This is a genomic window from Allocoleopsis franciscana PCC 7113 (genome assembly GCF_000317515.1).
GTDB classification, from domain to species: Bacteria; Cyanobacteriota; Cyanobacteriia; order Cyanobacteriales; family Coleofasciculaceae; genus Allocoleopsis; species Allocoleopsis franciscana.
Genome location: NC_019738.1, coordinates 7143276 through 7165644 on the forward strand (window position 1 = coordinate 7143276; position 22369 = coordinate 7165644).

21 protein-coding genes and 1 other RNA gene are annotated in these 22369 nt (G+C 48.0%); 8 read left to right on the top strand and 14 right to left on the bottom strand.

Features of this window, described 5'->3' with window-relative positions; translation table 11 throughout:
• Window positions 1–25 precede the first annotated feature (25 nt).
• A complete protein-coding gene (locus MIC7113_RS29430) occupies window positions 26–517 on the top strand; it encodes a BON domain-containing protein (RefSeq protein ID WP_015185839.1) in 492 nt (163 codons plus the stop codon).
• Window positions 518–542: 25 nt separating this feature from the next.
• On the opposite strand, the gene MIC7113_RS29435 is transcribed toward MIC7113_RS29430, so the two are convergent.
• Complete coding sequence (locus tag MIC7113_RS29435) at window positions 543–1613, bottom strand: mechanosensitive ion channel family protein (RefSeq protein ID WP_015185840.1); 1071 nt, start codon at window positions 1611–1613, stop codon at window positions 543–545.
• A 137-nt stretch (window positions 1614–1750) separates the two neighbouring features.
• Window positions 1751–2269, bottom strand: a complete 519-nt coding sequence (locus tag MIC7113_RS29440; RefSeq protein ID WP_015185841.1) for a hypothetical protein — start codon at window positions 2267–2269, stop codon at window positions 1751–1753.
• 199 nt (window positions 2270–2468) lie between these two features.
• Here MIC7113_RS29440 and MIC7113_RS29445 point away from each other — a divergent pair, with 199 nt between their 5' ends.
• A complete protein-coding gene (locus tag MIC7113_RS29445; RefSeq protein WP_015185842.1) occupies window positions 2469–3206 on the top strand; it encodes a hypothetical protein in 738 nt (245 codons plus the stop codon).
• Window positions 3207–3264: 58 nt separating this feature from the next.
• On the opposite strand, the gene MIC7113_RS29450 is transcribed toward MIC7113_RS29445, so the two are convergent.
• Entirely contained in the window at window positions 3265–3507 is a 243-nt protein-coding gene (locus tag MIC7113_RS29450) for a hypothetical protein (RefSeq protein WP_015185843.1), read from the bottom strand.
• 23 nt (window positions 3508–3530) lie between these two features.
• Window positions 3531–3881, bottom strand: coding sequence for a DUF1816 domain-containing protein (locus tag MIC7113_RS38380; protein ID WP_015185844.1), 351 nt, complete (start codon window positions 3879–3881; stop codon window positions 3531–3533).
• 283 nt (window positions 3882–4164) lie between these two features.
• Between MIC7113_RS38380 and MIC7113_RS29460 the strand changes: the two genes are divergently transcribed.
• Window positions 4165–5658 (top strand): hypothetical protein, encoded by a 1494-nt coding sequence (locus MIC7113_RS29460; protein WP_015185845.1) that lies wholly within the window; start codon window positions 4165–4167, stop codon window positions 5656–5658.
• A gap of 33 nt (window positions 5659–5691) precedes the next feature.
• On the opposite strand, the gene MIC7113_RS29465 is transcribed toward MIC7113_RS29460, so the two are convergent.
• Entirely contained in the window at window positions 5692–6645 is a 954-nt protein-coding gene (locus MIC7113_RS29465) for a tetratricopeptide repeat protein (protein WP_051055993.1), read from the bottom strand.
• Between the two features lie 364 nt (window positions 6646–7009).
• On the opposite strand from MIC7113_RS29465, the gene MIC7113_RS29470 reads away from it, so the two are divergent.
• A complete protein-coding gene (locus MIC7113_RS29470) occupies window positions 7010–8068 on the top strand; it encodes a hypothetical protein (protein ID WP_015185847.1) in 1059 nt (352 codons plus the stop codon).
• Between the two features lie 157 nt (window positions 8069–8225).
• Here MIC7113_RS29470 and MIC7113_RS29475 read toward each other — a convergent pair whose 3' ends face one another.
• From MIC7113_RS29475 to MIC7113_RS29490, 4 genes are all read right to left on the bottom strand, one after another.
• Entirely contained in the window at window positions 8226–9413 is a 1188-nt protein-coding gene (locus MIC7113_RS29475; RefSeq protein WP_015185848.1) for a homocysteine biosynthesis protein, read from the bottom strand.
• 461 nt (window positions 9414–9874) lie between these two features.
• Complete coding sequence (locus MIC7113_RS29480) at window positions 9875–10078, bottom strand: hypothetical protein (protein WP_015185849.1); 204 nt, start codon at window positions 10076–10078, stop codon at window positions 9875–9877.
• Between the two features lie 337 nt (window positions 10079–10415).
• Window positions 10416–11540: an ABC transporter ATP-binding protein gene (locus MIC7113_RS29485; protein ID WP_015185850.1), complete on the bottom strand. Its 1125-nt coding sequence runs from the start codon at window positions 11538–11540 to the stop codon at window positions 10416–10418.
• Window positions 11541–11630: 90 nt separating this feature from the next.
• Window positions 11631–11879 carry an Asr1405/Asl0597 family protein gene (locus tag MIC7113_RS29490; RefSeq protein ID WP_015185851.1) on the bottom strand — a complete coding sequence of 83 codons (249 nt, stop codon included), beginning with the start codon at window positions 11877–11879 and terminating at the stop codon, window positions 11631–11633.
• Between the two features lie 307 nt (window positions 11880–12186).
• On the opposite strand from MIC7113_RS29490, the gene MIC7113_RS29495 reads away from it, so the two are divergent.
• Window positions 12187–12741, top strand: a complete 555-nt coding sequence (locus tag MIC7113_RS29495; protein ID WP_015185852.1) for a DNA starvation/stress protection protein DpsA — start codon at window positions 12187–12189, stop codon at window positions 12739–12741.
• Window positions 12742–12851: 110 nt separating this feature from the next.
• On the opposite strand, the gene MIC7113_RS29500 is transcribed toward MIC7113_RS29495, so the two are convergent.
• Window positions 12852–14144 carry a M16 family metallopeptidase gene (locus tag MIC7113_RS29500; RefSeq protein WP_015185853.1) on the bottom strand — a complete coding sequence of 431 codons (1293 nt, stop codon included), beginning with the start codon at window positions 14142–14144 and terminating at the stop codon, window positions 12852–12854.
• Window positions 14145–14409: 265 nt separating this feature from the next.
• Here MIC7113_RS29500 and MIC7113_RS29505 point away from each other — a divergent pair, with 265 nt between their 5' ends.
• Complete coding sequence (locus tag MIC7113_RS29505; RefSeq protein ID WP_015185855.1) at window positions 14410–16176, top strand: HEAT repeat domain-containing protein; 1767 nt, start codon at window positions 14410–14412, stop codon at window positions 16174–16176.
• A 49-nt stretch (window positions 16177–16225) separates the two neighbouring features.
• On the opposite strand, the gene MIC7113_RS29510 is transcribed toward MIC7113_RS29505, so the two are convergent.
• Both MIC7113_RS29510 and ssrS read right to left on the bottom strand, forming a co-directional pair.
• A complete protein-coding gene (locus MIC7113_RS29510; RefSeq protein WP_015185856.1) occupies window positions 16226–17512 on the bottom strand; it encodes a M16 family metallopeptidase in 1287 nt (428 codons plus the stop codon).
• 188 nt (window positions 17513–17700) lie between these two features.
• A non-coding RNA gene (gene ssrS, locus MIC7113_RS34320) (6S RNA) lies at window positions 17701–17883 on the bottom strand.
• Window positions 17884–18132: 249 nt separating this feature from the next.
• On the opposite strand from ssrS, the gene MIC7113_RS29515 reads away from it, so the two are divergent.
• Complete coding sequence (locus MIC7113_RS29515) at window positions 18133–18678, top strand: methylmalonic aciduria and homocystinuria type D protein (RefSeq protein WP_015185857.1); 546 nt, start codon at window positions 18133–18135, stop codon at window positions 18676–18678.
• On the opposite strand, the gene MIC7113_RS29520 is transcribed toward MIC7113_RS29515, so the two are convergent.
• On the bottom strand, window positions 18667–19734 hold the full coding sequence (locus tag MIC7113_RS29520; RefSeq protein WP_015185858.1) for a potassium channel family protein: 1068 nt from the start codon (window positions 19732–19734) through the stop codon (window positions 18667–18669). The genes MIC7113_RS29515 and MIC7113_RS29520 overlap by 12 nt on opposite strands.
• A gap of 380 nt (window positions 19735–20114) precedes the next feature.
• On the opposite strand from MIC7113_RS29520, the gene MIC7113_RS29525 reads away from it, so the two are divergent.
• Window positions 20115–21395, top strand: coding sequence for an aspartate aminotransferase family protein (locus MIC7113_RS29525; RefSeq protein ID WP_015185859.1), 1281 nt, complete (start codon window positions 20115–20117; stop codon window positions 21393–21395).
• Between the two features lie 124 nt (window positions 21396–21519).
• Here the strand turns inward: MIC7113_RS29525 and MIC7113_RS29530 are convergent, their stop codons facing one another.
• Complete coding sequence (locus MIC7113_RS29530) at window positions 21520–22230, bottom strand: SH3 domain-containing protein (protein WP_015185860.1); 711 nt, start codon at window positions 22228–22230, stop codon at window positions 21520–21522.
• Window positions 22231–22369 lie beyond the last annotated feature (139 nt).

Here is a 22369-nt window from a genome sequence, read left to right on the forward strand (position 1 = left end):
CCCTTTTAATAGAGGAAACATAACAATGAAAAAGCTGACAACTTTTCTACTCTCTGGTGTTCTATTGTTTGGTGCAGCAGCTTGCACCGACGCCTCCAAAACAGCGGCAGATGCTCCTAATACGACTGAAGCTAGTCCCACGGCTCCTGACGCGGAGGCAGCTAAGGATGCCAAAGAGGATGCTCAAAGCCAAGTTCGCCGAGATCAGTTGAATTCTGACATCAGAGCACGGGAAGAACGCAACAATGCCTTGAATCAGGGTGCAGCTCAAGGAAGAGATGAAGACAACGTTGCTAGCGAAGTTCGCAGCAAGCTAGAAGCCAACCTGCCAGCGAGTGCACTCGTCGTTGATGCTGAAGATAATGGTGTTGTGGTTGTCTCCGGCACCGTCCCAACGAAGGAGCAATTCGACAAGATTGAACCTTTGGCAAAACAGATCAAAGGTGTTACAACCGTGCAGGTTAAAGCAACGGTTGCTCAAGCTAAACCTGAAGATAGCAACAAGAAAGCTCAATAACTTTCACCTATAAAGGTTATATCTCTTAAGAATCCCACGACTTTAGCGTTTGCCCAGTCGTGGGATTTTCAACTTTCGGCTGTTGAAAATCTTTGAAATAAGTAATTCGCGTGGGAAAAGGAATTTCTATCCCTTCTTCTCTATATCTTTTGTGCAACCGTTTAATGAATTCATGTTTCACAAGACGTTGATCAAAAAATTCATTAATTCTTAAGAAAACTGTAAAATTAATACTAAATTCTCCGAATTCTTGGTAAAGAATAAACGGTTTAAATTCAGGTACACCACCCGGAACATTTTCCATAACCTCTTGAGCCACATTAAGGGTGACTTGTTCAATTTGATCGAGGTCGCTTTCATAACTCACACCTACCGGAACTTGAAAAACAATTTCTTTAGCGGGTAGATGATAGTTCTTAAAAATTGCAGAGGCCAAATTTTTATTAGGGACAATAATTAAATTGTTAGGAAGTTCCTTAATGGTTGTGTTCCGCCAGGTAATGTCGGTAACATAGCCTTCTTCTCCAGTCGTCAATTTGATATAGTCATTCGGTTTAACTTGTTTAGAAATAATCAGAAATAGGCCAGCATACAAATTAGCAAGGGTATCTTGAAATGCTAATGCAACGGCTAAGCTACCAATCCCTAAAGTAGCGATAATGGGTGTAATGGGAATTCCTAATGCCTGAAGAATCATCAGGATACCAAACACAAAAACAAGAGTTTTGACTGAATTATTCAGTAAAGAAGATGCAGGTAATCCGCCTTTGGATTTCTGACCAGCTAAGCAGACAAAATCTCCCGCCAACTTTGCCAAAAAGAGGGTGGCGGTATAGAGAAAAACTATCGCGATAATTTTCTGAAGCAGGGTGGAAATAGCAGGAGCGAGGGGAACTGTAAGTAGGGCAGCATACAAACCCCCCAAGAAAAACCAAATTAAGGTTTTGCGGTGAAGGGCTTCAAAAATTAATTCATAACCAAAAAAGTCCGTTCGTGCTGCTAGTTTTTTGATTTTTTTAAGGAAAAATCTTTCAAAAATTAATCCAGCCAGGAGGCTGCCTAAGATTAAGGCGAGGGGGAGAATCCATTGCATCATTGGTAGAGGCGATAATTGAGGCTTAAAAAGATTAAACAAAGGATTACCAAAAGAATATAGTAAGGTTTGGGCTGTTGAACTCAAAGACAAAAGCCATGCCACAGGCTTTTAGAAAACAGGCGTCTATGGAATTGCCATTATTCAGGCAACTGAGCTTTAAGCTGGTCGAGATTTGCTGGGCTAAGGGTAATTTTAACTTCTAGTTTTTGCTGTTCGTCTCGCAATGTCAGAATATAGTTTTCACCCACATTCGTGCCTTGCCACTGTGGATTTTTGAGTTCAAGTTTTTGATAAATCAGTTCTGGGGTACTGACACGGATGACGAGTTCTTTCTGAGATTGGGGATAGATATAGAGTTGCCCCTTCGATTTGTCAAGTTCTAACTTACGGGGTGTGGTGCTGCGTTCTTGATTGGCATCAGGTTTGCGCCAGTAGAGGGTAATGCCGCGAATTTGGGGCATTTGTATCTTAAATACTTCATCAAATCGTTGAGGTTCCCAGTCGAGTGCGCTGACATCCTCCGTTTGGGGCAGGAGTCGCTGCCGCCACATGATTTTTTGGTCATGGAGGCTTGCCCACCATTGCTGGATAGTGGCAAAGTTGTTACCGTTTTCAGGGTTCTTGCTGCCTTGTTGCCAAATAATTTTTTGTTGCATGAGGAATGTTTGGGTAGATCAAATGAGTTATCAACCGGAAGCTGTGAAATACAATTGTCATGGAAGTCAGATTTTTTTGCCATCAGAGGCACAGAAAGAACGGTTGTCACCCGGTGAATGATGGCTCAATTGTAAGAAATCGCGCTCTTGCAGACCATGGGGTCTAAAATCGGAATGATGGGATGCAAAGGGGCGACAGATGCTCAAGCGGATTTGGCAGTGGTTTAAGGGGTTGTTTCGGCGTTTGTTTGGCGGTGGAACCTCATCCCAATCCTCGTCTTACCGAAATCGAATTCATTCATCTTCCTCCCGTTCTCATGAGGGACTTAGGGAGCAACCAGTGCTACCCCCACTTGCAGATTCAGATTACGAGTATCTGTTTCGGCAACTGTTGGAAGGTGTGGGGCATGGTTGGGATCAGCAACGGGTTTCACGTTGGTTTGAGGGACTCAAAGGGCGCATCACTGAGGCGGATTGGGTTGCGTGGCTGCGGCGTTTTGGAGAACGAGTGTTGGCGTCAGCCGCACCCAATGATGAGTTAGCAATGCGACTCGTGCATTTGGCGGATCAGGCACAATCTATTCCCTCTTTACATGAACTGGGAAATGTTGCTTATCAGATAGGCAGCCAACTGCTAAATAGGGATTCAAGTGGAGCGATTTGGGAATATCAGGGGCCAGATGGATTGACGACACAGCCTTTCCCCGATTTAGCCTCCTTGGACTCAGATGATGGACAAACTAATTTGGATGACCCAGGTACTGAAACAATAACGCTAGATGAGTTGTTAGTTAGGTTGCAACAAGACCCCAACCTTATCCAAATTATTGCTCAGCAATTGGGAATCGAGACTAATGAGCCACAAGTGATTATTCAGGAACTCCTCAATCAATTTAGTGCAGCGGGTCAACCCACGAACGATGAGGCAGAAGCTTAATCAATTGGGAATTGGAAATGGGTGATTGAGAGAATCCTCCATTACCCATTACCTAAAATCAATTAGAGTTAAATCGCTTAGAGATCTGGCTAGCCAATCCGCTCAAGAGTGCTCCTGCCATCAATAGACCGATCGCAGGAGTAAAGACAGGCTCCCATAGGCTATACCACAGATCAAGCCCTAAGGGAACACCCATCGAGCGACCAACAACAGCGATCGCTAGCCAAAAAAAGCTCAACAAGACCAGAAAAACATCTAGCATTAAAAATTGGTTGAGCCAACGGACGAGTCGGTCTTTCATTAGGTTATCTTCACCGATAGAACTCACTCTTGTTCGTCATAAATTGTGAGAGTTTCAGGTCGATCTTGCAAGATGGCAACTTCAATTCCCTGCGCTCCCTCCTGTTCGAGATCTTCTAGATAGCCGCTTTGATTCTGTTTCGCTTCGCTGGAACTGTCAAATGGGCCAAAAAAGTACGTGCAATGTGGTGTTTCCGTAACAATTTTCACCCACCAAGCCATGCCGTTATCCGTACTCTCGGAGAATTCCTCCGGAGCCGGTGTTGGTAAAGCCACATTCAAAGAGCTAGTAGCCGTCGTAGTCTGTCGCTTGGGCAGTTGCAGCAACAGGACAATGAGGGCGAAAAAGACAAAGAAAAAGAAAACTCCGAGCATTTTTATAATCTTGCGTTGTGTCCGTGGACTAAGTCACTCGGCGTCAAGGGTTTTGAATACAAGACAAGGCACTGCTCACAAAATTTTGCACATCGCTTTGCTGTTGTCAAGCCGAATCAGAGTACCAAGACAACCTCAGTTCAATGATGACTCAGTGGCAATGATAATGAATTTTAGGACTTTCTCACCACTGACATCCTAATCCTAGAGGCACACTCCAACTTCGGGGAGCCACAGCACAGGGAGTCGAGTGTTGGTGTATAACTCACTCTTCAATTAAATTATGGCTAATTTCTGCCTGAAACTTCATGGTGCCGCCACCTTAGCCTTGCTGACCTTTACCAGTGGCTGTTCTTCCCTGTCAGTCCCTGAAACTCTAGCAAAAAAGACCTCATTGTCAGCGCGTGACTCTACCACACGCTCGGTTGTCTCCCAACAATCTCCCTCAAACTGCCTCCGCATCGATCCCTTCACGAAGGGAGTTGACAAAGCGATCAGGGCGGCTACATTGTCCCAATCCGCTAAATCTAAACAAGATTGGGAGTTAGTCGGCTCAAGCTGGGTACAAGCCATCGGGGCAATGCAAGCGGTTTCCCCAGACAGTCCCAAACGTGCTTTTGCTCAGAAAAAAGTTATTGAGTATCTCCAATACCTGGATGTGGCGCTCCAAAAAGCATCAACCGCTACTTCCCTACTGCCCTTTCCGAGTTTTGATAACCCCATCTTTGACGACCAACTGCTGCTGTATCTTTCCTACATTTCCGCTGTGGGTCAGCCCGATGTGTTGATTGTCGGGAGTTCCCGCGCTTTAGTGGGCATCGATCCTCAGCAGTTGCAGCAAGCTTTAGCCGCTCAAGGCAAAGGCAATCTCAAGGTCTTTAACTTTGGCGTTAATGGTGGAACGGCCCAAATTGTTGATTTTCAGCTACGGCAACTTTTAAAGAGCGAACAACTGCCACGCTTAATTCTCTGGGCGGATGGAGTACGAGCGTTTAACAGTGGGCGACCCGACCGAACCTATAACAGCATGGTCGCGTCAGGTGGATACCAGCGCTTGATGGCAGGTGAGCGCCCTACACTGCCTCAAAACGCCACTGAAACCACTGAAACCTGTGAAGACTTACCAGGGACTTCCTTGTCAAACATCAGTCCACAGCCGCTCCAGCCTGCCAACCGCTCAGCCCTCGCTATGGCTACTTCTGGGCAGGGGAGGACAGGAGTACGCTTTGAGGCAACAAGCTATTCCGTCCCCACCCCAGATGAAAAGCTAGTCTTAACTCAGCTCGATGAGAGCACCGCACCTTCTCGGCTAACGATGGCTCGAAACATCACAGGCTACAGTAGCTGGGCGATTAAAGCCAATGGTTTCCTCCCCCTGGATATCCGTTTCGATCCCAGAAGCTACTATCAGAAAAAGCCACGAGTCTCTGGTCGGTACGATGCCGATTATCAGCCTTTCAATTTAGCCGGTCAGCAAGCCATTGCGCTCAATTCAGTGAAAGCGATGGCAAAGCAGCAACAGATTCCCTTGGTGTTCGTCAACTTGCCCCTGAATCAAGATTACTTAGATTCAGTGCGCCGACTGCGAGAACAGCAATTTCAGCAGATGATGCAAAAGCAAGCGGGAGATGGATTGGTGTTTATCGACATGGGGAGGCAGTGGCCCAACCGCAACGAGTATTTTTCTGACCCCAGCCATCTAAACCGCTATGGAGCCGCAGCGGTGGCGAACCAATTGGCGAATAATCCTCAAATTCCATGGCCTCAACCGCGTTAGAGAAGGGGAATCGGGCTGTTGACGAAAATCAGCCTAGGTTCCAGGAGAATCGGCTGTGGCTTTGGGGGCCGCAGGAGCATTGCCTGGAGAGGCAGGCTGATTGTTAGGCGAGGCAGAAGGCGGACTCGCTGGGGATTGCTTGCCATTGGGTGATTCTTGACCAGGCGAAGCACTCTTGGGTTCTGTAGCCTCTTTGGCTAGCTGAGCAACTTGATCTTTGTACTTCGGTGGTGCTAGGGAAGCAGCGGTTGTAAACAGGGGTTTGGCCTCGGCAACCTTACCCTGTTCCTTGAGAATCAAGGCTTTGGCGAGTGGGGGTCGAAAATCTTGTTTATTGGTCTTGATCGCTTCATCATAAATGGCGATCGCTTCTGTGTAGCGTTTCTCATTAGCGTAAACCAAACCCAACAATAGCTGCACCGAGATCACATCCACTGTGCCCGGTTTCATATCATTAATCGGCGTTGCTGTTTTGAGGGTATCTTGGAGCAGACCTATCGCGGCTTCAGGGCGCTTTTGTTGGACGTAGAGACCCACAAGTCCTTCCAGAGCATCCAAATTCCCCGGCTTCGAGGCTAATATCGAGCGATAGGTTTGAGCCGCTCCTTCCTTGTCACCGAGCTGCTGCTTGGCTTGAGCCAGCAATACAGAGTATTCAGTTTGATCGGGATTGAGCTTTGCCATCTGTTCGAGGGGAGGAATAGCCCCTTGAATATCTCCTAGCTTCAGCCGTGTCTCTAAAAGCCCCCGCAAGGCAGATGGATTCTGTGGCTCTCGCTGCACCACCAGTTCGTAACCTCTGGCCTGAGCTTCTAGCTCGGCTTGTTTTTGCGCCGGAAGAATCGGCGTTGAAGCGGTGGTGGCTTCTGAAGACGGTGAATTATCCGAGAGGACGATGTCCAGCAAAGGAATCATCGAAAAACCGACGAAAGCCAGTATCGCCAGCACTAAGACTAGATTGACCCAGGGACTCCGCTTTTGAGACACAACACTTCCTCGAACTCTAATGACATTATTAAACGACTTGAGGCCACTGAGAGATTTTCCAGTACTCAAAACATGAACCATGCCAAAATTATGGACAGCATTAAGCTAGATTTGATCAGGTGCAAGCTTGTCCGATTAAAGATTCCATAAACTTTGCGGATATACCAGTCTTTCCACTGCATTTTGTACAATGGGCAGACTGATATTCAGCGCCTTCACCCTCTCCAGCTTCTTGAAAACCAAAAATCTAAGGGCAATGTCCTTGGATAAGGTATCAAGCCGCTTGATGATGATGAAAAAAACGACGCTTTTGACGTTAGCCCAACTCCCATAAGGGAATGTGTCTCCGCCGCTAGGAGGTTATATGAGTCCTTCTGTGAATCGGTCTCCCGACTCACCCAAGTCTTCTGGTACTCCGTTACCAGAAACATCCAGTGTACCAAGTCAGGCCCCAACAACGCCAACTGGCGAGGCTTCAAACGTTACTACCTCAGCTCAAGAAGCTGATTCGACCGGAATCATGTCATCAGACGTCCAGCGACAGCAACCGATTCCCCCGCCCAGTGAACCCATGCAGTACCGAGCTATCGGACTGATTCGGGGACAATATATGCCTTCCGCAGAACAATTGACGCGGGGGACATTACTGGCGGCAGATGGAACATTGATCGATGCAGTGTTACTGGGTCGCGTAATGAGCTTGGTGAAAAATCACTTAAGCTTAGACCAATCTCACCTTTGGGTCGTTTATCCCCGCTCAAGACAAGAGGACGGAAACTTGCACGTCCAAATTGTTGGTGTCTGGGAACCCGAAAAACTGCAAAAAACACCCTCCCAATCCCCTACTTCAGAGGAAGCGCCAGAAGAACCAGAAGAACCACAGAAACCAGAAGAACCCGAAGGAGAGACACCTCCAGATCCGTCTGAATCGGAGGTTTTATCCGTTGTCCAAAATGGGTATTTTTCCATTCGCGGTGAGGTTATTTACCACTCGCGAGAGGAGGAACAAGTCATTGTTAAAATCAAACAGTCTCCGCGTAAAGAAGCGGACAAGACTAAGTTTTTCAAGTTAAAGCTAAAAGGTCTCCTGGGAGATCGAGTCGTGGGTCACTTTTGGGATTTACATATCCAGCTAGAGGGTAATACCCTCGGAATTCAAGAGGCCAATGATATTGGTCTGTTGCCAGCCAAGAAGTATCCCAAAAAGAAACCTTTCAACAAAAGGAGACCGGGGACAGGTGGGAAAAAATATGGTTCCAATCAGCGTCCCATGCGTAAAGGTGAACGACCAGCTACAGCAACAGGCACGCCCACAGGTACAGCCACAGGCACACCACCCAAACGCCGAGAACCTGTACCTAAACCCGTCAAACGGAACGAAAAGTCGGGAGGAGGGAACACGTCTGGCAATCCTTCTAGCTAAGGATTAGCTAGGGATGATTGGGGATTGGTAACGATTCTTGCCACTCCCCAGTTACCCATAATATTGAATCTAAAAATTTGTTAACAAAAAAATCAATCATTTCACTTTCACTCAAAGCTTTCCACAAACACGAGAGGGAAGCTGAGGGAAATTTTAATCACAAAGAAGTATACAAATCTTGAGGTAAAAAAGAACGGTTCATCGGAATCGAGGCTACAGGTTCAGTGAGGGTAAAGTCACCCTGAAGAATCCACTCCTTTAATTCCACAGCAACTTGTCGCGAACGGAAGATACTCGCCAGAGGCGCAACCTTGACAGATTTACCATCAACGGTGATGCGACCTGTTTTGAGTTGGGCATAGCTGACTAAACCGAAGGTAGGACGCACACGCCGGGGAATCGAAAAGTCTACCACCGGTGCGACAACGTCCTTATCTTGGACAGCACAGCCATTAACCACATCCTCGTTCAATACCGGGAGTGGCACACCGACACCCAGCATCAAAGATGGACCGTAATTTTTGAAGTAACAACCCCGTACCCACTTGGGACTCATTTGCTTGGCATCCCCGATCAAGGCTAAGGTTGCAGATGGGCCGATGGGCGTTCCATTGGGAAGGCGTTTTTGTAAAGGAAAGTGTTGGGTTCCTTCCCAGGCGATGTAACCAATGCCACCACCAAGGAAAATTTGGGTGCCGATACCAATGAGTTTGAGTTCGGGGTCATTTAGCAGGGGAGAAATGGCTCCAGGGTTGGAGTAGACGGCATTGGCGAGTCGGGGTTGTAAGGGACCGAGGTAGGTGAACAGTGGGCGATCGCCTCCATTCACCCCAACGATAAAATTTTGATACAGATTGCGAGGATTAAATAGATAAAACTGATTAATCGTCTCGCGAGTAATCGTGGTCTCAAAAGACGCCCTAGGATAACAATCTGTTACCTGTCCGATCGCTCGCAGATGTACAGGTTTATCCGCAATCAAGTCTTCTATCACATGACCGCCGCCTCGTTCTCTCAATTCCTCAGCATCAGGCACCTCACCCGTATCGATATAATCGACCCCTTGAGTAGCTCCTAAATACAAATCCACTGCTCCAAACCCAGCATAGGCGGGGATACCGTCCAACCAACATTTGCGAATCTTCATGGGTGGGTCTGTGTGACCTAAATTAATAATGGCACCTGAAGACTCCATCGGCTCAAAGGTACCAGTCGTTACAACATCAACGTCCTTTGCTGTTTGTGTGACACCAGCCTCTGCCACTCTGGCTTTAAGTTCCTCTATTGTGCATACCACTGCACATCGGCGACGAATTTTATCATTAATTTCAGCAAGGGTTCGCATTGTTGGTTAATGGCTCAGACTGGACTCTTCCCTAGTTTCTAGCATTTGACCGAAATCTGGTCAGTAGACTTAGGATCTCATCTATTTCGCCGACTCCAAACACAAGGCAAATAAATAGAAGCCCCAGGAGCTTGATTCCTGGGGCTTTTATTCGTTAGGAGCTAAATTAGTCACTGAAGCAATTTGGCATCTAACTGCCTCATAGCCATTCAACAGTTAAGTAAAAATTCTTATCTACGGACTGCACCAATCATCTAGCCACAGCTATCTTCATCGCAAACATCCCATTGTTTCTCAGATTTATAGGTTGTTTGTCAAGCTCATAGCCATCAACACCGTTAACTCAAACCTGATCTAAGGACTGCACCAGTAATTTAGCAATGGCTATCTTTGTAGCAAACGGCCTACTTATGAAAGACTCCTAACTCCTCGCCCTCAGCCTCTAGCCTTGTGCGTTAAGACTATATCGGCTGAGCCAACAAATGAGGTTGTGCCGAAGTCACATCAAAAATGACTTCGTAAGATGCTGTTGGATTTTTGGAGCGGAGAATTTGCAGATGGGCTTCAGCATCACCCCGACGATGAAAGCGCACAATCAGGCGTGATTGTTGGTTAGGCAGTTGCCGAACGATACACCACGGATTTACATGATTTTTGTAGGTCATGAGATTCTCCTAATCAGTAGATGCAATTGAGTACGCTCTTGATGAGCGCGTTGACATTAACTCAGTGGCAAAATGAGGAGGGATCACCTGCCGATCAATCATATTAATAGAGAATCTAGAAAGCCCTGTGGAGGTACAGACCCCTAATCACAGTTTAAATTTAGGATTGGGGATGGGCGAATTTTGAAAGTATTGATAGTAGGTAATTTTACCAATTCAAATGTGGCAAACCTCGACCCAACAAATGATAAAAAAGTAGCCCATAGAGCGAGTCGGTCACAGAGGCTTATTCTAGCCAGCTTCGACTCTATTTATTAAGGATGGGTCTAGAAATCGATTAAAGCAATACAGGCGTGTTTTGGGATATTGATGAGGCGGCTGGAAAAATTGGCAAGGGATTTGCAACAGATAGTTGTACCCGCGTTCCCACTGGCAACAGAGTGCTGAGTGTTGTGCGAGCATGGAGTTGTTTTCCTGAGGGAGTTTCTAAACAGTAACGATACTCACGACCGAGAAAGTGGCGATCGCGAATTACCACCTTAGCCTCGTCATCAACCTTAAGAATGAGATTTTCTTCGCGCAGCATTAACTCGCCCACGTCGAGAACAGAGGATTGAGTTTCGCCTGTGGGGTTGAATTTGGAGTCCACCATCGTTACTTCAAAAGGCCCGACTTCAGTTTCCCATAGGTGTTCTCGGCGTCGTGCGGGGAGAAAATTGGACTGAGTGACAAATTCTGCCACAAAGCGAGAGGCGGGATGAGTGTAGATTTCCTCTGGTGTTCCCAATTGCTCTAAATGTCCACCGCGCATCACACCAACCTTGTCGGAAATGGAAAGGGCTTCTTCTTGGTCGTGGGTGACGAAAATCGCAGAGGTTCCCGTTTCCTTGAGAATCGATCGCACTTCTTGGCGCAACCGCAGACGCACTTGGACATCCAGATTGCTCAAGGGTTCATCCAACAAAATTAAAGCCGGTCTTGGCGCTAAGGCACGGGCGAGAGCCACTCGTTGCTGCTGACCTCCTGAGAGTTCGTGGGGGTAGCGCTGTTCGAGTCCTGATAATCCCACCAGGGCGATCGCTTCTTTTACTTTTTCTTTGAACCCATGTGCCTTGCTTCGATCTCGATTCTTTTTCAAACCAAAGGCGACATTCTCCGCCACACTCAGGTGAGGAAACAGAGCATAGTCCTGAAACACCATACCCGTGTCCCTTTGTTCTGGGGGTACCCAATAACCGCCTCCCGCCACCGGACGCCCCGCTAATTCCACGATGCCCGATTGGGGTTGCTCAAATCCTGCCACGATTCGCAACAGTGTCGTTTTGCCACAGCCAGAGGGTCCCAGTAACCCTAGCAAATCTCCTTGCTGTAGCGTCAATGTGACATTAGCCACGGCTGGGTAAGAGGAATGCTCAAACTGCTTGGTGATGCCCTCTAAATGTAGAATCGCTGAGTTCGTCATGAAAGTCTTTGAGTTTCGAGAGTTTTGGAGTCCTGAATCAGTGCGTTGGGTTAGTCTATCCCAGATTTCAGTCACCGAATAGACCCGAGGTTAGTTCCGAATTTGCCAGCAGCGTTCCAGCCAACAGGCGAGTTCCCGGCGTGGAACGGTTAGCTGCCTGACCACACTCCAGAGTTGAATGGCTGCTGTAACATCGTTGAGTTGATAGCGCAAAGGCTGGTTAGTGCCACATTCACAGGGAATCGCTAACTCTTGTAAGCGCCTGTACACTTGCCAGCGATCGCCCCAGCTAATCTCAATGTCTTGCTTGGTCTCTATTTTGGAACCCGATCGATTCATTGGTTTTCAGAGATGCAATAATTTATCATTAGTGTTTTCTCGAAAGCTCCAGCGCTTTCGGGAGACTTGAACAATACAAGACTGTCTCAAATCTTTTACCAGACTAAACTACATATAAAACAAATGCCAAGAATTCTCAACTAACTCGCTAAAATTAGCGCAACTAACTCCTAAATAGCTCAGAAGACAGCAAGCCAGCATACTGATGTATGACTGGTGAAATATCGATTGGGTGAAATTTCTGAATTAGGCGTGTTAGACTTTATCATTGCCAATAAAACCTGCCTAATGATAGGAGAACACGACCATGGCAGAAACTCAGGGTATATTACGCACCTTTGGCGAAGTCTACGATAATCCAGTCTTGTTAGAGCGGAATGTTACTGCACCCATTTGTGAAGGATTGAACATTGCTTTGGCAAGTTTTCAAGCGCTCTACCTGCAATACCAAAAACATCACTTTGTGGTGGAAGGTGCTGAATTTTACATGCTGCATCAGTTCTTTAATGAGAGCTACGATGACGTGCAGGAACACGTCCATGATATTGGAGAGCGCTTAGATGGACTCGGCGGTGTTCCGGCAGCTAGCTTTGCGGCACTGGCGCAATTGTGTTGCTTTTCGCCAGAAGCGGATGGAGTCTTCTCCTGCCGCGAGATGGTAGAACATGATTTAGCCGCAGAACAAGCCTTGATTCAACTGATTCGGCGTCAGGCAGGACAAGCAGAAAGTTTGGGCGATCGCGGTACCCGTTATCTGTACGAACAAATCCTCCTGAAAACCGAGGAAAGAGCTTACCATTTGGCTCACTTCCTTGCTCCTGATAGCTTAACCCTAGGGTTTGTCTCCGGTTCACAGAACTAGCCGTTCAAATCTGAATGCAAGCCTGCCTAGAGATTGAAGTTGTTAACGTTACTCAGGATTTTTTAACATCATCACCGTCATTCTAGGGCGGTGATGATGTCAATGCAAAACTAAACCATGGGTGTTGCCAAGGGATTGATGGCCTCAGCCGGGCCAACCAGGGATATATAAGGTTCCGTAAAGTAACGAGTCGCCACGGCTTGAGCGATTTCTGGCGTAATATTGATGACATCTTGCTGAAACTGAGTATCGAACTCAATTCCTAACCCTAGAGTCTCATACCAGCCATAGACTTGAGCTAATTGTGCATTTGTCTGTTTTCCCAGTGCATACTGACCGAGGAGTTTATTTTTGGCAGCTTGGAGTTCCTCATGACTGAGCAGCGTTGAGCAAAGGCGTTCTATTTCTTTACGGAGTCCGAGGATAGCGGTTTCCGTATTCTCAGGTGCTGTACCCATATAGACGACGAATGTGGACGCTGACTTGCGAGTGGGATAAAACGCAGATACATCATAAGCTAAACCTCGCTTTTCCCGCAGCTCAACAAATAAGCGACTGGAAAGCCCATTACCGAGGTAAGTATTGAGCAATTTTAGAGTCGTATAGTCGGTATGGTACAAAGGTGAAGCCAAATAACCCAGCATCACAATCGACTGCTGTGTCTCTTGCGCTGTCATCACTTGTGACGGCTGGGAGGTAATCGAGGGTAATTGTTGGGTCAATAGGGGCGTTTCGGGCGGCTGCCAATCGCCAAACACTCGCTCAACCTGAGCGACGGCTTCTTCTGGGGTCACACGACCCACGACACTAATTACCATATTGTCGGGTCGAAAGTGAGTTTGATGAAACAATTCCAAGTCAGCACGATTGAGTTCAGAGACAGTCGCTTCTGTCCCCAAAATCGAGAGTGAGTAGGGATGCTCTTGATACATTGCCTGCCGCAACTGGTCAAACGCAATGGTGAAGGGCTGCTCTTTTTGAGAGCGAATATCCTGAATAGCAAGGTACCGCTCTAGTTCGACTTCTTCTTCTGGGAAACTGGGGTGTAGCAACATTTGTCCCGCTAACTGCAATATCTCAGGCCAGTCGGTGGAAACGGTTTTCAGGGAAAGTAAAAAGTAATCGGTCGCTGTATCTGCACTGAGATTTGCTCCCACGGATTCGATTCGTTCCGCAATCTCTACTGATGACAGTTGCTCTGTCCCCTTCGTAATCACGGCTGATAGGAGGTGAGAGAGTCCTGCTTTTTCTCGCGGTTCCCACTGACTCCCCGCTCGCATAAACAGGCGTGTGGCAATAATATCTGCGGCAGAATTTTCGATGGCGAGGACAACGATGCCGTTATCGAGAACCGTGCGATGAATAAGCGGTTGTTGGGGTAAAAAGGTGACAGTTTGAGGCATTATGATGTTTGTCAGGGGTTAAAAGTGAGAAAGTTGAGGATGAAAAACGAGGCTGACTCCTATCTGAAGCTTAGGCTGTATCATCAATTAAATAAATCTCCCACCCAGAATGGTAAACATTTAAAACATCTGTGTAGCCTGCGGCAAGCCAAGGAAAGTGCTACATCTGTGCCTCTATTGTTAAAAAATTCCAAATCTATATTGATGTCAGAAGTCTATTGAACCTCAGCTACTTTTATAACAAAATTCCAAATTCTAGAATCCTATGAATTCTCGAATAAGCTTGGCTTTGAGCCTGTTAACAATCCTGACTTTCCTGGCTGACAAGACACCTGCCACGGCTCAAAGGGAAACGTTTAGCTCCCCTCCATCGGTGCCAGCTAAGCCGGGGAATCGGGAGACTGCCAAACCAATCGTTGTTGCCGAGTTAGTGGAACAACTCCGCACGGCGGATGTTGAAGAGCGTCGGAAAATTATTCAACAACTGAGCAATACCGAACAAAATATTGTGCCAGCATTGGTTAGAGCGATGGAAGAACCCGATCCTCTGGTCAAAAGTGGCGTGGCAGAAGTGCTGGGAAATCTCACGGATGCCGCAGTGCCAGCTATTCCTGAATTGATTGAGATGATGAACGATGGGCGAAGAGCGATCGTGCCAGCGTCGTCCATCTCCCGATCTTATCTTTCTCCTCCTCCTCTTCCGACTCTTCCTCCTCCTGTTTCTGTTTTTGCCCCATCCTCCTCTGCAACTGTTCAAGAGCGGCGCAGTCCATCTACCCCTCCCCAAAACCCCGAAAACCTGCTGCGGATTACAGCGATAGCGGCGCTGGGAAAAATTGGTTTACCCGCGAGAACATTAGCCACACCACCCCTAACCCAAGCATTGCAAGATGCCGATCCTTGGGTAAAGCTCAATGCCACATGGGCACTTTCCGAAATCGGAGCCTCTGTACCCATACTGTCTCACTGGTTAGAAGCCTTACAACACCCTGATCCCAACCTGCGTCGCAGTGCAGCGGACATTTTTCAAGACTCACGCTCACTCCTGCGTAAAGTATTGGGAGCGGAAGCGAATGCTAGCACTATTGCCCAGTTGCTCAGTGCACTTAAAGATGACGATTTTACGGTTCGGAATGCCGCCAGCGACGGGTTAAAGTTACTGGGGACAGGGGCATTACCAGGATTAATCCAAGGGTTAAAAGCACCAGAGCCAATTGTTCGCTTGGAGGCAGCTCAACTGATAGGCAATCTAGGGGGGGCGGCTCAGTCAGCGGTTCCTGAACTGGTGGCACTACTAGGGGATACTGGGCGTTATGTGCCACCCACCTCAAACCAATACGGCTTGTTTTCACGCTTGCCTTTACGCCCTTTGCCCCGGTTTTTGCGTACACAGCAATACTCCCCTGTTCCTGATAACCCTGAGCAACTGGTGCGAGTCAATGCCGCTATTGCTCTGGGTCAGCTGGGCGATCGCAGCGCGATTCCTGCCCTGACGACTGCCCTCAAAGATAATAATCCTTGGATGCAGCTTGCCACTGGGTGGGCATTACTCCGGTTGGGACAGACTCAAGGTTTACCTGTTGTCGGGCGATTGGTGCAGTACCCTGATCGATCCATTCAGCGGGAGGCACTGTCTCAGTTGCAGGGCTATGGTTCACAGTCCACACCTTATATTCTGCCCTACTACAAAGCGCGATTAGAGTCTGCTGATGATAACGAGCGCAATGGTGCAATTATTCAGGTTGGGAAGTTTGGACCAGCCGCGTTGGATCTGGTACCCAAACTCCGGACAATGCTTGTAGGCAACCAGAAAAACTCGCCGGGGTATGCAGCGACAATTCTGGGGCAAATTGCGCGGGATACGGCTGTTGCTTGGCACAATGGCAGTCTTTCAGCGAAGCAACGGCAACAAGCGATCGCTGAATTGACCAAGGTTCTGAATATCATGCAGGCTCCCAAGGCTCGGTTTAACCGTGAACCCGTTGAGCGCGTCCGCAATGCCCTCACTAAGCTCCGAGGTGTTACCCCTTAGTTGGTGTGAGTGATGCCTCTATGGTTGACACGCCCTAGATTTTTAAGTTTCAACCCATCTCCTCCTCTGTCATGGGTTTCATAACTGTAACAGCGTAGTGATGAGGAGAAAGATATTGTTGTGCCAAGTGCATTAAATCCGATACCGTAAACGTCTGAATTTGCTTAGGATAAGTTACGGCAATATCTGCTGTGGCAATCGTGTTGTAGTAACCATAGAGACCCGCTAACTGACTCGCTGTTTCTGTGGAAAAGGTATAGTCATTACAGAGCAAGCGCTGGCAGCGGCTGAGTTCTCGTGGTGAGAGGGGTTCTTTCTGCAATTGAAACAAGCGATCGCAGATTAGCTCTTCGACTTGTTCCAAATATTGTGGCTCCAAGCAGGCACTAATGGTAAACAAACTCGAATCCCGTTGCAGTGAGAAATTACTCCCAATGCTCAATACTAATCGTTGCTCTTCCCGCAATTCTCGCACCAAGCGAGAAGACCGTCCATCGGCGAGGAGTACAGACAGTAAATCTAAGCCATAAGCATCCCGCAATTGGTCTACACTCGGTCCCACCCAAGCCATCAACAAACGAGCCTGCTCTAGGCGCGGCAAATACAGTTCCTGACGACGAACGCCTGTAATGGGGGGTTCTGCCTGTACCTCAAATGGCGGGCACTCCATGGGGGTAGGAAAGTCTTGAAACGACTCGTTGATTAAATTTAACGCCGATTCTTGGTCAACCCCACCCACAATCACTACCGTCATATTTTCGGGTTGGTAGTGAGTAGAGTGGAAGCAGCGCATCTGATGCGCGGAGTTGGTCATCAGGTGTTCTTCCGTTCCCAGAACCGAGCGTCCGTAGGGATGACGCTGATAAACGCTTTCACTCAAAGCCTGAAATCCCAACCAATCCGGATTGTCGTAGCAGGCATGAATTTCTTCTAAAACCACATCCCGTTCCCGGTCAAATTCCTCTTCAGGGATGGCTGGGTGTAAGAGCAAGTCTGCCAGAGGCGGTAAGGTATCTTTTAAGTACTGAGCCGCTGTAGTGATAAAAAAGTGAGCATAATCGTGGCTAGTGGCGGCATTGGAGACACCCCCACGACTTTCAATCACCATGTCGAACACACCGGGCGCGAATCGTTCGCTGCCTTTAAAGATCATGTGTTCCAGGAAGTGTGCCATCCCAGACCATTGGTCAGGTTCTGTACTGGCACCCGCTCTTACCCACACATCGACGACCACAACGGGCGTCGCTGGCAGGTGCTGATAGATTACAGTCAGTCCATTCGCCAGCCTGAAGACATCAGCAGGAAATTTTGAAGCAATCAGCGGCTCAGTTAACAATTTTTCTAATCTCAGCTCTGTCGGTAATTTAAATTAGTTTATATTAAGGCCTGATGAATGCAGTAGTCCCATTGTGGTGATATGCGGATAAAATCACGGGAAGCTTGAGCAGGGATCGCTACTAGGCTAGCATCCCTTCCTGTAAAAAAACCCTCAGTCTCTTAAGACAGGAGGGTTTGATGGATTACAGATTCCCCGAAACGCCGTTTTACCTCAGTTTATGACCTGGATTACCAGGGGGGTACCGTGGGTATCTCGTTTAAAGTTTCCGAGTACATGCCCGGTCTACTGCCACAAGACGACTTGGTTCCCTTTTTCATAAAGTCAAGATCAAAAAACACTATTGGCAGTCACCAACGTTTTAGTAGAATCTGTAACTTATCCATTGTAACCATTTATCCTAGAATGACCACACTAGACAGGCAGCTCTGACTCCTGAAGAGTGCTGGAAACTCTTTGGGCATGGGAGAGTGGAGGATGGGTATGGAGGAGAACGTTTTTCGGAATCCCCTTAAAAACGATGATTCACCGCAATTTTCGCTGTAGAATCGATACGACGAAAGAAAAGCGGCTTCAAGTATTATTCCAGTCTTTAGCTTGACTAGCTTAACCCTCACCCCTTGACAATCGCTCACCGCCATTTTCTCTATCTGATTACAGAATCGGGACAGGCAGTTCAGATGTCTATTCATCGTCCCAGTTCCTTTGTTGTCCAGAATTTAGAGCGCGTTTTACCCGATTGGAATTTGCCCATTTTGTGGGTGGTGATTGTTTTGCAGCAAGCTCGATATGAACTGGTGGAAATCACGCCTGAGAGTGAGCAAGAAAAAGAGCGGTTAAGGGAGAAGTTTTTACGCTTTGGTTTTGAGGTGGCGTTTAGTTTACGCGATCGCGGATTTTTGAGTAACCTGATTGACCCTCGGACTGGCTATCCCTTGTTATCACGCCCCGGAGAAATTCTCCACGATGATACGGCTGTCGTTAAAGCCCTGTTGGGTTTGCCTGTGATTCGCAACCGTTGCTGTGTGTTAGAGCATCCGGTTTGGGGCAAAGCCGTTTATCCGAGTACTTTACTCACCTCAGCCCCTCCACCTGTAATCGAGCCTATCCTGAAACAGGTTGGAGCTCAACAGGGTTGGAATGAATTAAACACACTAATTAAATAGCTTAGGCTTTCGCAGATGACGGGAATGCAGGGGACTGAGGATGCGGTTGAGTTGGCGCAGTTGTTCGGCTGTCCCCAAGCAAATTAACACATCTCCCGGCAATAACTGAGTGTCAGCCGTTGGCCCGGCAATCAGACTGCCATTCACCCGACGAATGGCGAGAACTAAGGCACCACATTGCGATCGCAGTCGCGCTTCTCTGAGGGTTTGTCCCACCATCGGACTCGTTTGAGGATCGAGCAAAAACTCTTCCAAATAAAAAGCGCGATCGCGCCCCGTGAGAATCCCATCCATAAAATCTAGCACTTGGGGTCTGAGCGCCGCCGCCGCCATCCGTTTGCCACCTGTAATATAGGGAGAGACGACGGCATCCGCCCCAGCACGTTGTAGCTTTTGTACTGCTTCTTCTGTACTCGCACGAGCGATCGCCCGAATGTTGGGATTGAGAGTTTTGGCAGACAGCACCGTGTAGAGATTTTCCGCATCCGAAGGAAGCGCTGCCACCAAACAGATAGCTCGTTCAATTCCCACTTTAAACAGCGTGTCATCTAACGTGGCATCCCCCTGAAAAGCCACATAACCCAATTCCTGAGCCTCCTCTACCTGATCCGCCTGAGAATCGACCGTGACAAAGGAGATATCCTCAGTCTTAAATTCCAGCGCAATCTGACGCCCAGTACGCCCAAACCCACACAGAATGTAATGGTCTGTTAAAGTATCTAACAATCGCCGTCGTTGCCTCAATCGAATTCCTTCTTGAAAGTAGCCCTGAATCAAAGCTTCTGTAAACCGATTGACGATATAACCAATGGTGATTACCCCCATCAAAATCAGGGAGATCGTAAACAACCGTCCCCGTTCACCTAAAGGATTGGTTTCGCTATAGCCAACCGTTGCCAGAGTAATCACAGTCATATACAGTGCATCTGACCATGACCAGCCTTCTACCAGGCGGTACCATAGTGTACCGACTCCGGCAACTCCTAACAGAGCAATGACTCCAGCAATTAACTCGTTACGGAGGCGTCGATATTTTTGTTCAAGCGTTGAATACACCGCCTGTTATTACTTTTTATTGAGATGGATGAAGTCAGAAGTTTTAAGAATACACCATCCTAAAATTGTTGAGATTAAGGCAGTAGCGTAGCCATCAGTATCCCTAAATTGATCGATAGTATTCCTCAATGCAGATTTCTTTTGTCAAGGTTTGCTAGCAAAACCAGACGCATGAAGGGATGAAGTACCTCTAGATTGCCGTTTCCCTCGATAAGATAAAGTACATGTAATTCAAACTGTCAGTGAGGACTAATTGTTAGGACAGGTTTAGACTACTTCCCTGGTTTGCCTGTAGCTTACTGGCGCTAGAACTTGACCAAAACCTATCCCATCCGTCCTCAAAAAATTTATCATCTAAAACTTCGATAAGGATTAAATTAGTGAGTCTAGACACTCTTCCCATCCCCTCAATCCCAACCGAGTCAGCCTCAGCAATGTCTACCCCCTTTGACGCCGCTGACTTTGACGCTAGTGTGATGTCTACCTACGGGCGCTTTCCCATTGCCCTAGAACGGGGAGAAGGTTGTCGCCTTTGGGATACCGAAGGACGCGAATATCTTGACTTTGTTGCTGGGATTGCTACTTGCACTCTCGGACACGCTCACCCTGCCCTAATCGAAGCCGTGACGCAGCAAATTCAAAAACTGCACCACGTTTCTAACTTGTACTACATTCCAGAGCAAGGGGCATTAGCGAAGTGGATTATTGAGCATTCTTGTGCGGATCGAGTCTTTTTCTGCAACTCTGGAGCAGAGGCTAACGAAGGGGCAATCAAGCTGGCGCGGAAGTATGCTCACACGGTATTAGACATTGAAAAGCCGGTGATTTTGACCGCCCACGCCAGTTTCCACGGGCGGACGCTAGCGACGATTACTGCCACCGGTCAGCCGAAGTACCAGAAGAACTTTGACCCCTTGATGCCAGGGTTCCACTACGTCCCTTACAACGATATTAAGGCGATCGAGAATGCGGTTACCGATATCGACGAGGGCAACCAACGGGTCGCGGCGATTTTGATGGAACCCTTACAAGGAGAAGGCGGTGTCCGTCCGGGAGAGTTGGAATACTTCCTGCGATTGCGGAAAATCTGTGATGATACAGGCATCCTGCTGATTTTGGATGAAGTACAGGTAGGCATGGGTCGCACGGGCAAGTATTGGGGGTATGAGAATCTGGGGATCGAGCCGGATATCTTTACCAGTGCCAAGGGATTAGCGGGAGGTATCCCGATCGGCGCGATGATGTGTAAGAAGTTCTGCGACGTGTTCCAACCGGGTGACCATGCCAGTACCTTTGGCGGGAATCCCTTTGCCAGCGCCGCCGCGATCGCTGTAGCTCAAACCTTAGAGCAAGAGAATATTCTCCACAACGTACAGGAACGTGGTGAGCAACTGCGAGCAAGACTCAGAGCGATCGCCACTAAATATCCTCATCTGTTTACTGAAGTGCGGGGCTGGGGTCTAATTAATGGCATGGAACTCAATGCCGATATCGAGCTGACTTCAGTTGATGTTGTAAAAGCGGCAATGGAACAGGGGTTGTTGCTCGTGCCAGCCGGCCCTAAGGTGATTCGCTTTGTGCCACCGCTAATTGTCTCGGCCCAAGAAGTTGATCAAGCCGCTCAAGTGTTGGAGCAAGCGATCGCAACCTTAGCCTTGTAGAGCGATCGATCAGGGATTTCCCAATCAAAAAATGTTCTTGTAGGGGCGGGTTAAGCGAATCAGTGAGTGGCACAAGCGATTCACTGAAGGACAAAACCCGCCCTTACTCAATTGTCCTGTGGCACTAAGGGCAAGAAAATTCCGGCCCTAGATTCCCGTTAGGGAAGCCACTCGAAATCCAGCCAGTCGTGGGTTGGGAAATCTTCACCCAAGTGCGTCCTTGGCTGTCTTTTTGATACTCGCGAGGACTAGCAAGCTTAACCGTATTTCCCACGTATACGCCACTCACCCTCGGCGCAGAAATCACCGGCGTGTTACGAACAGCTAACCCTTCCGGTGGATTGATGACCTTACGGCAAACATTTGACCCTCCTTGCGTCCCTCCTTGAGAGGGGGGTTGAGTGTCAGGGGATGGGGATGGTGATGGTGATGGGCTTGGCGCTGGGGTTGGGGGACGAGTGCCACCTGGACAGGGTTTGAGCTCACTTGCCCGGACATAGCCCGCTATAGGAGCACTGATGGCAATCCAACCGCCTGCCCCCGTGTCTGCTAGTGTCACGAGTTCATTCGGAGCCAGGGTTCTGATGGATTGACTCGTGGTTGAACGCTCTGGATAGACAAAAATCCTTTGTTTGGCAGCGCGGCATTGTCCCACCAATCCCTGCGCCAGTTGAACGTTACCCTGACGCCCAGATCCATTAGATTCTGATTTTTGCGTAACATTGCCTGTTGTGCTATCACTAACAGCACGAGAGGGCGCGTTCAGATACCCTACAGTACTTAAGGCTATAGCCAACATAGCAACAGGCTTGCCCCATTGGGCGATTGTGTTCATATACTCAACTCCTCATTTCACCAAGATGACTTTGTTAGACACTTCAAGATCAAAAAAACGCCCAAGTGGCAGAGTCTAGTTTTTCTAGATGGCTGATCCAGCTAAAAAAGATATTGGCGTTCTTGCCCCTGCCTGACTT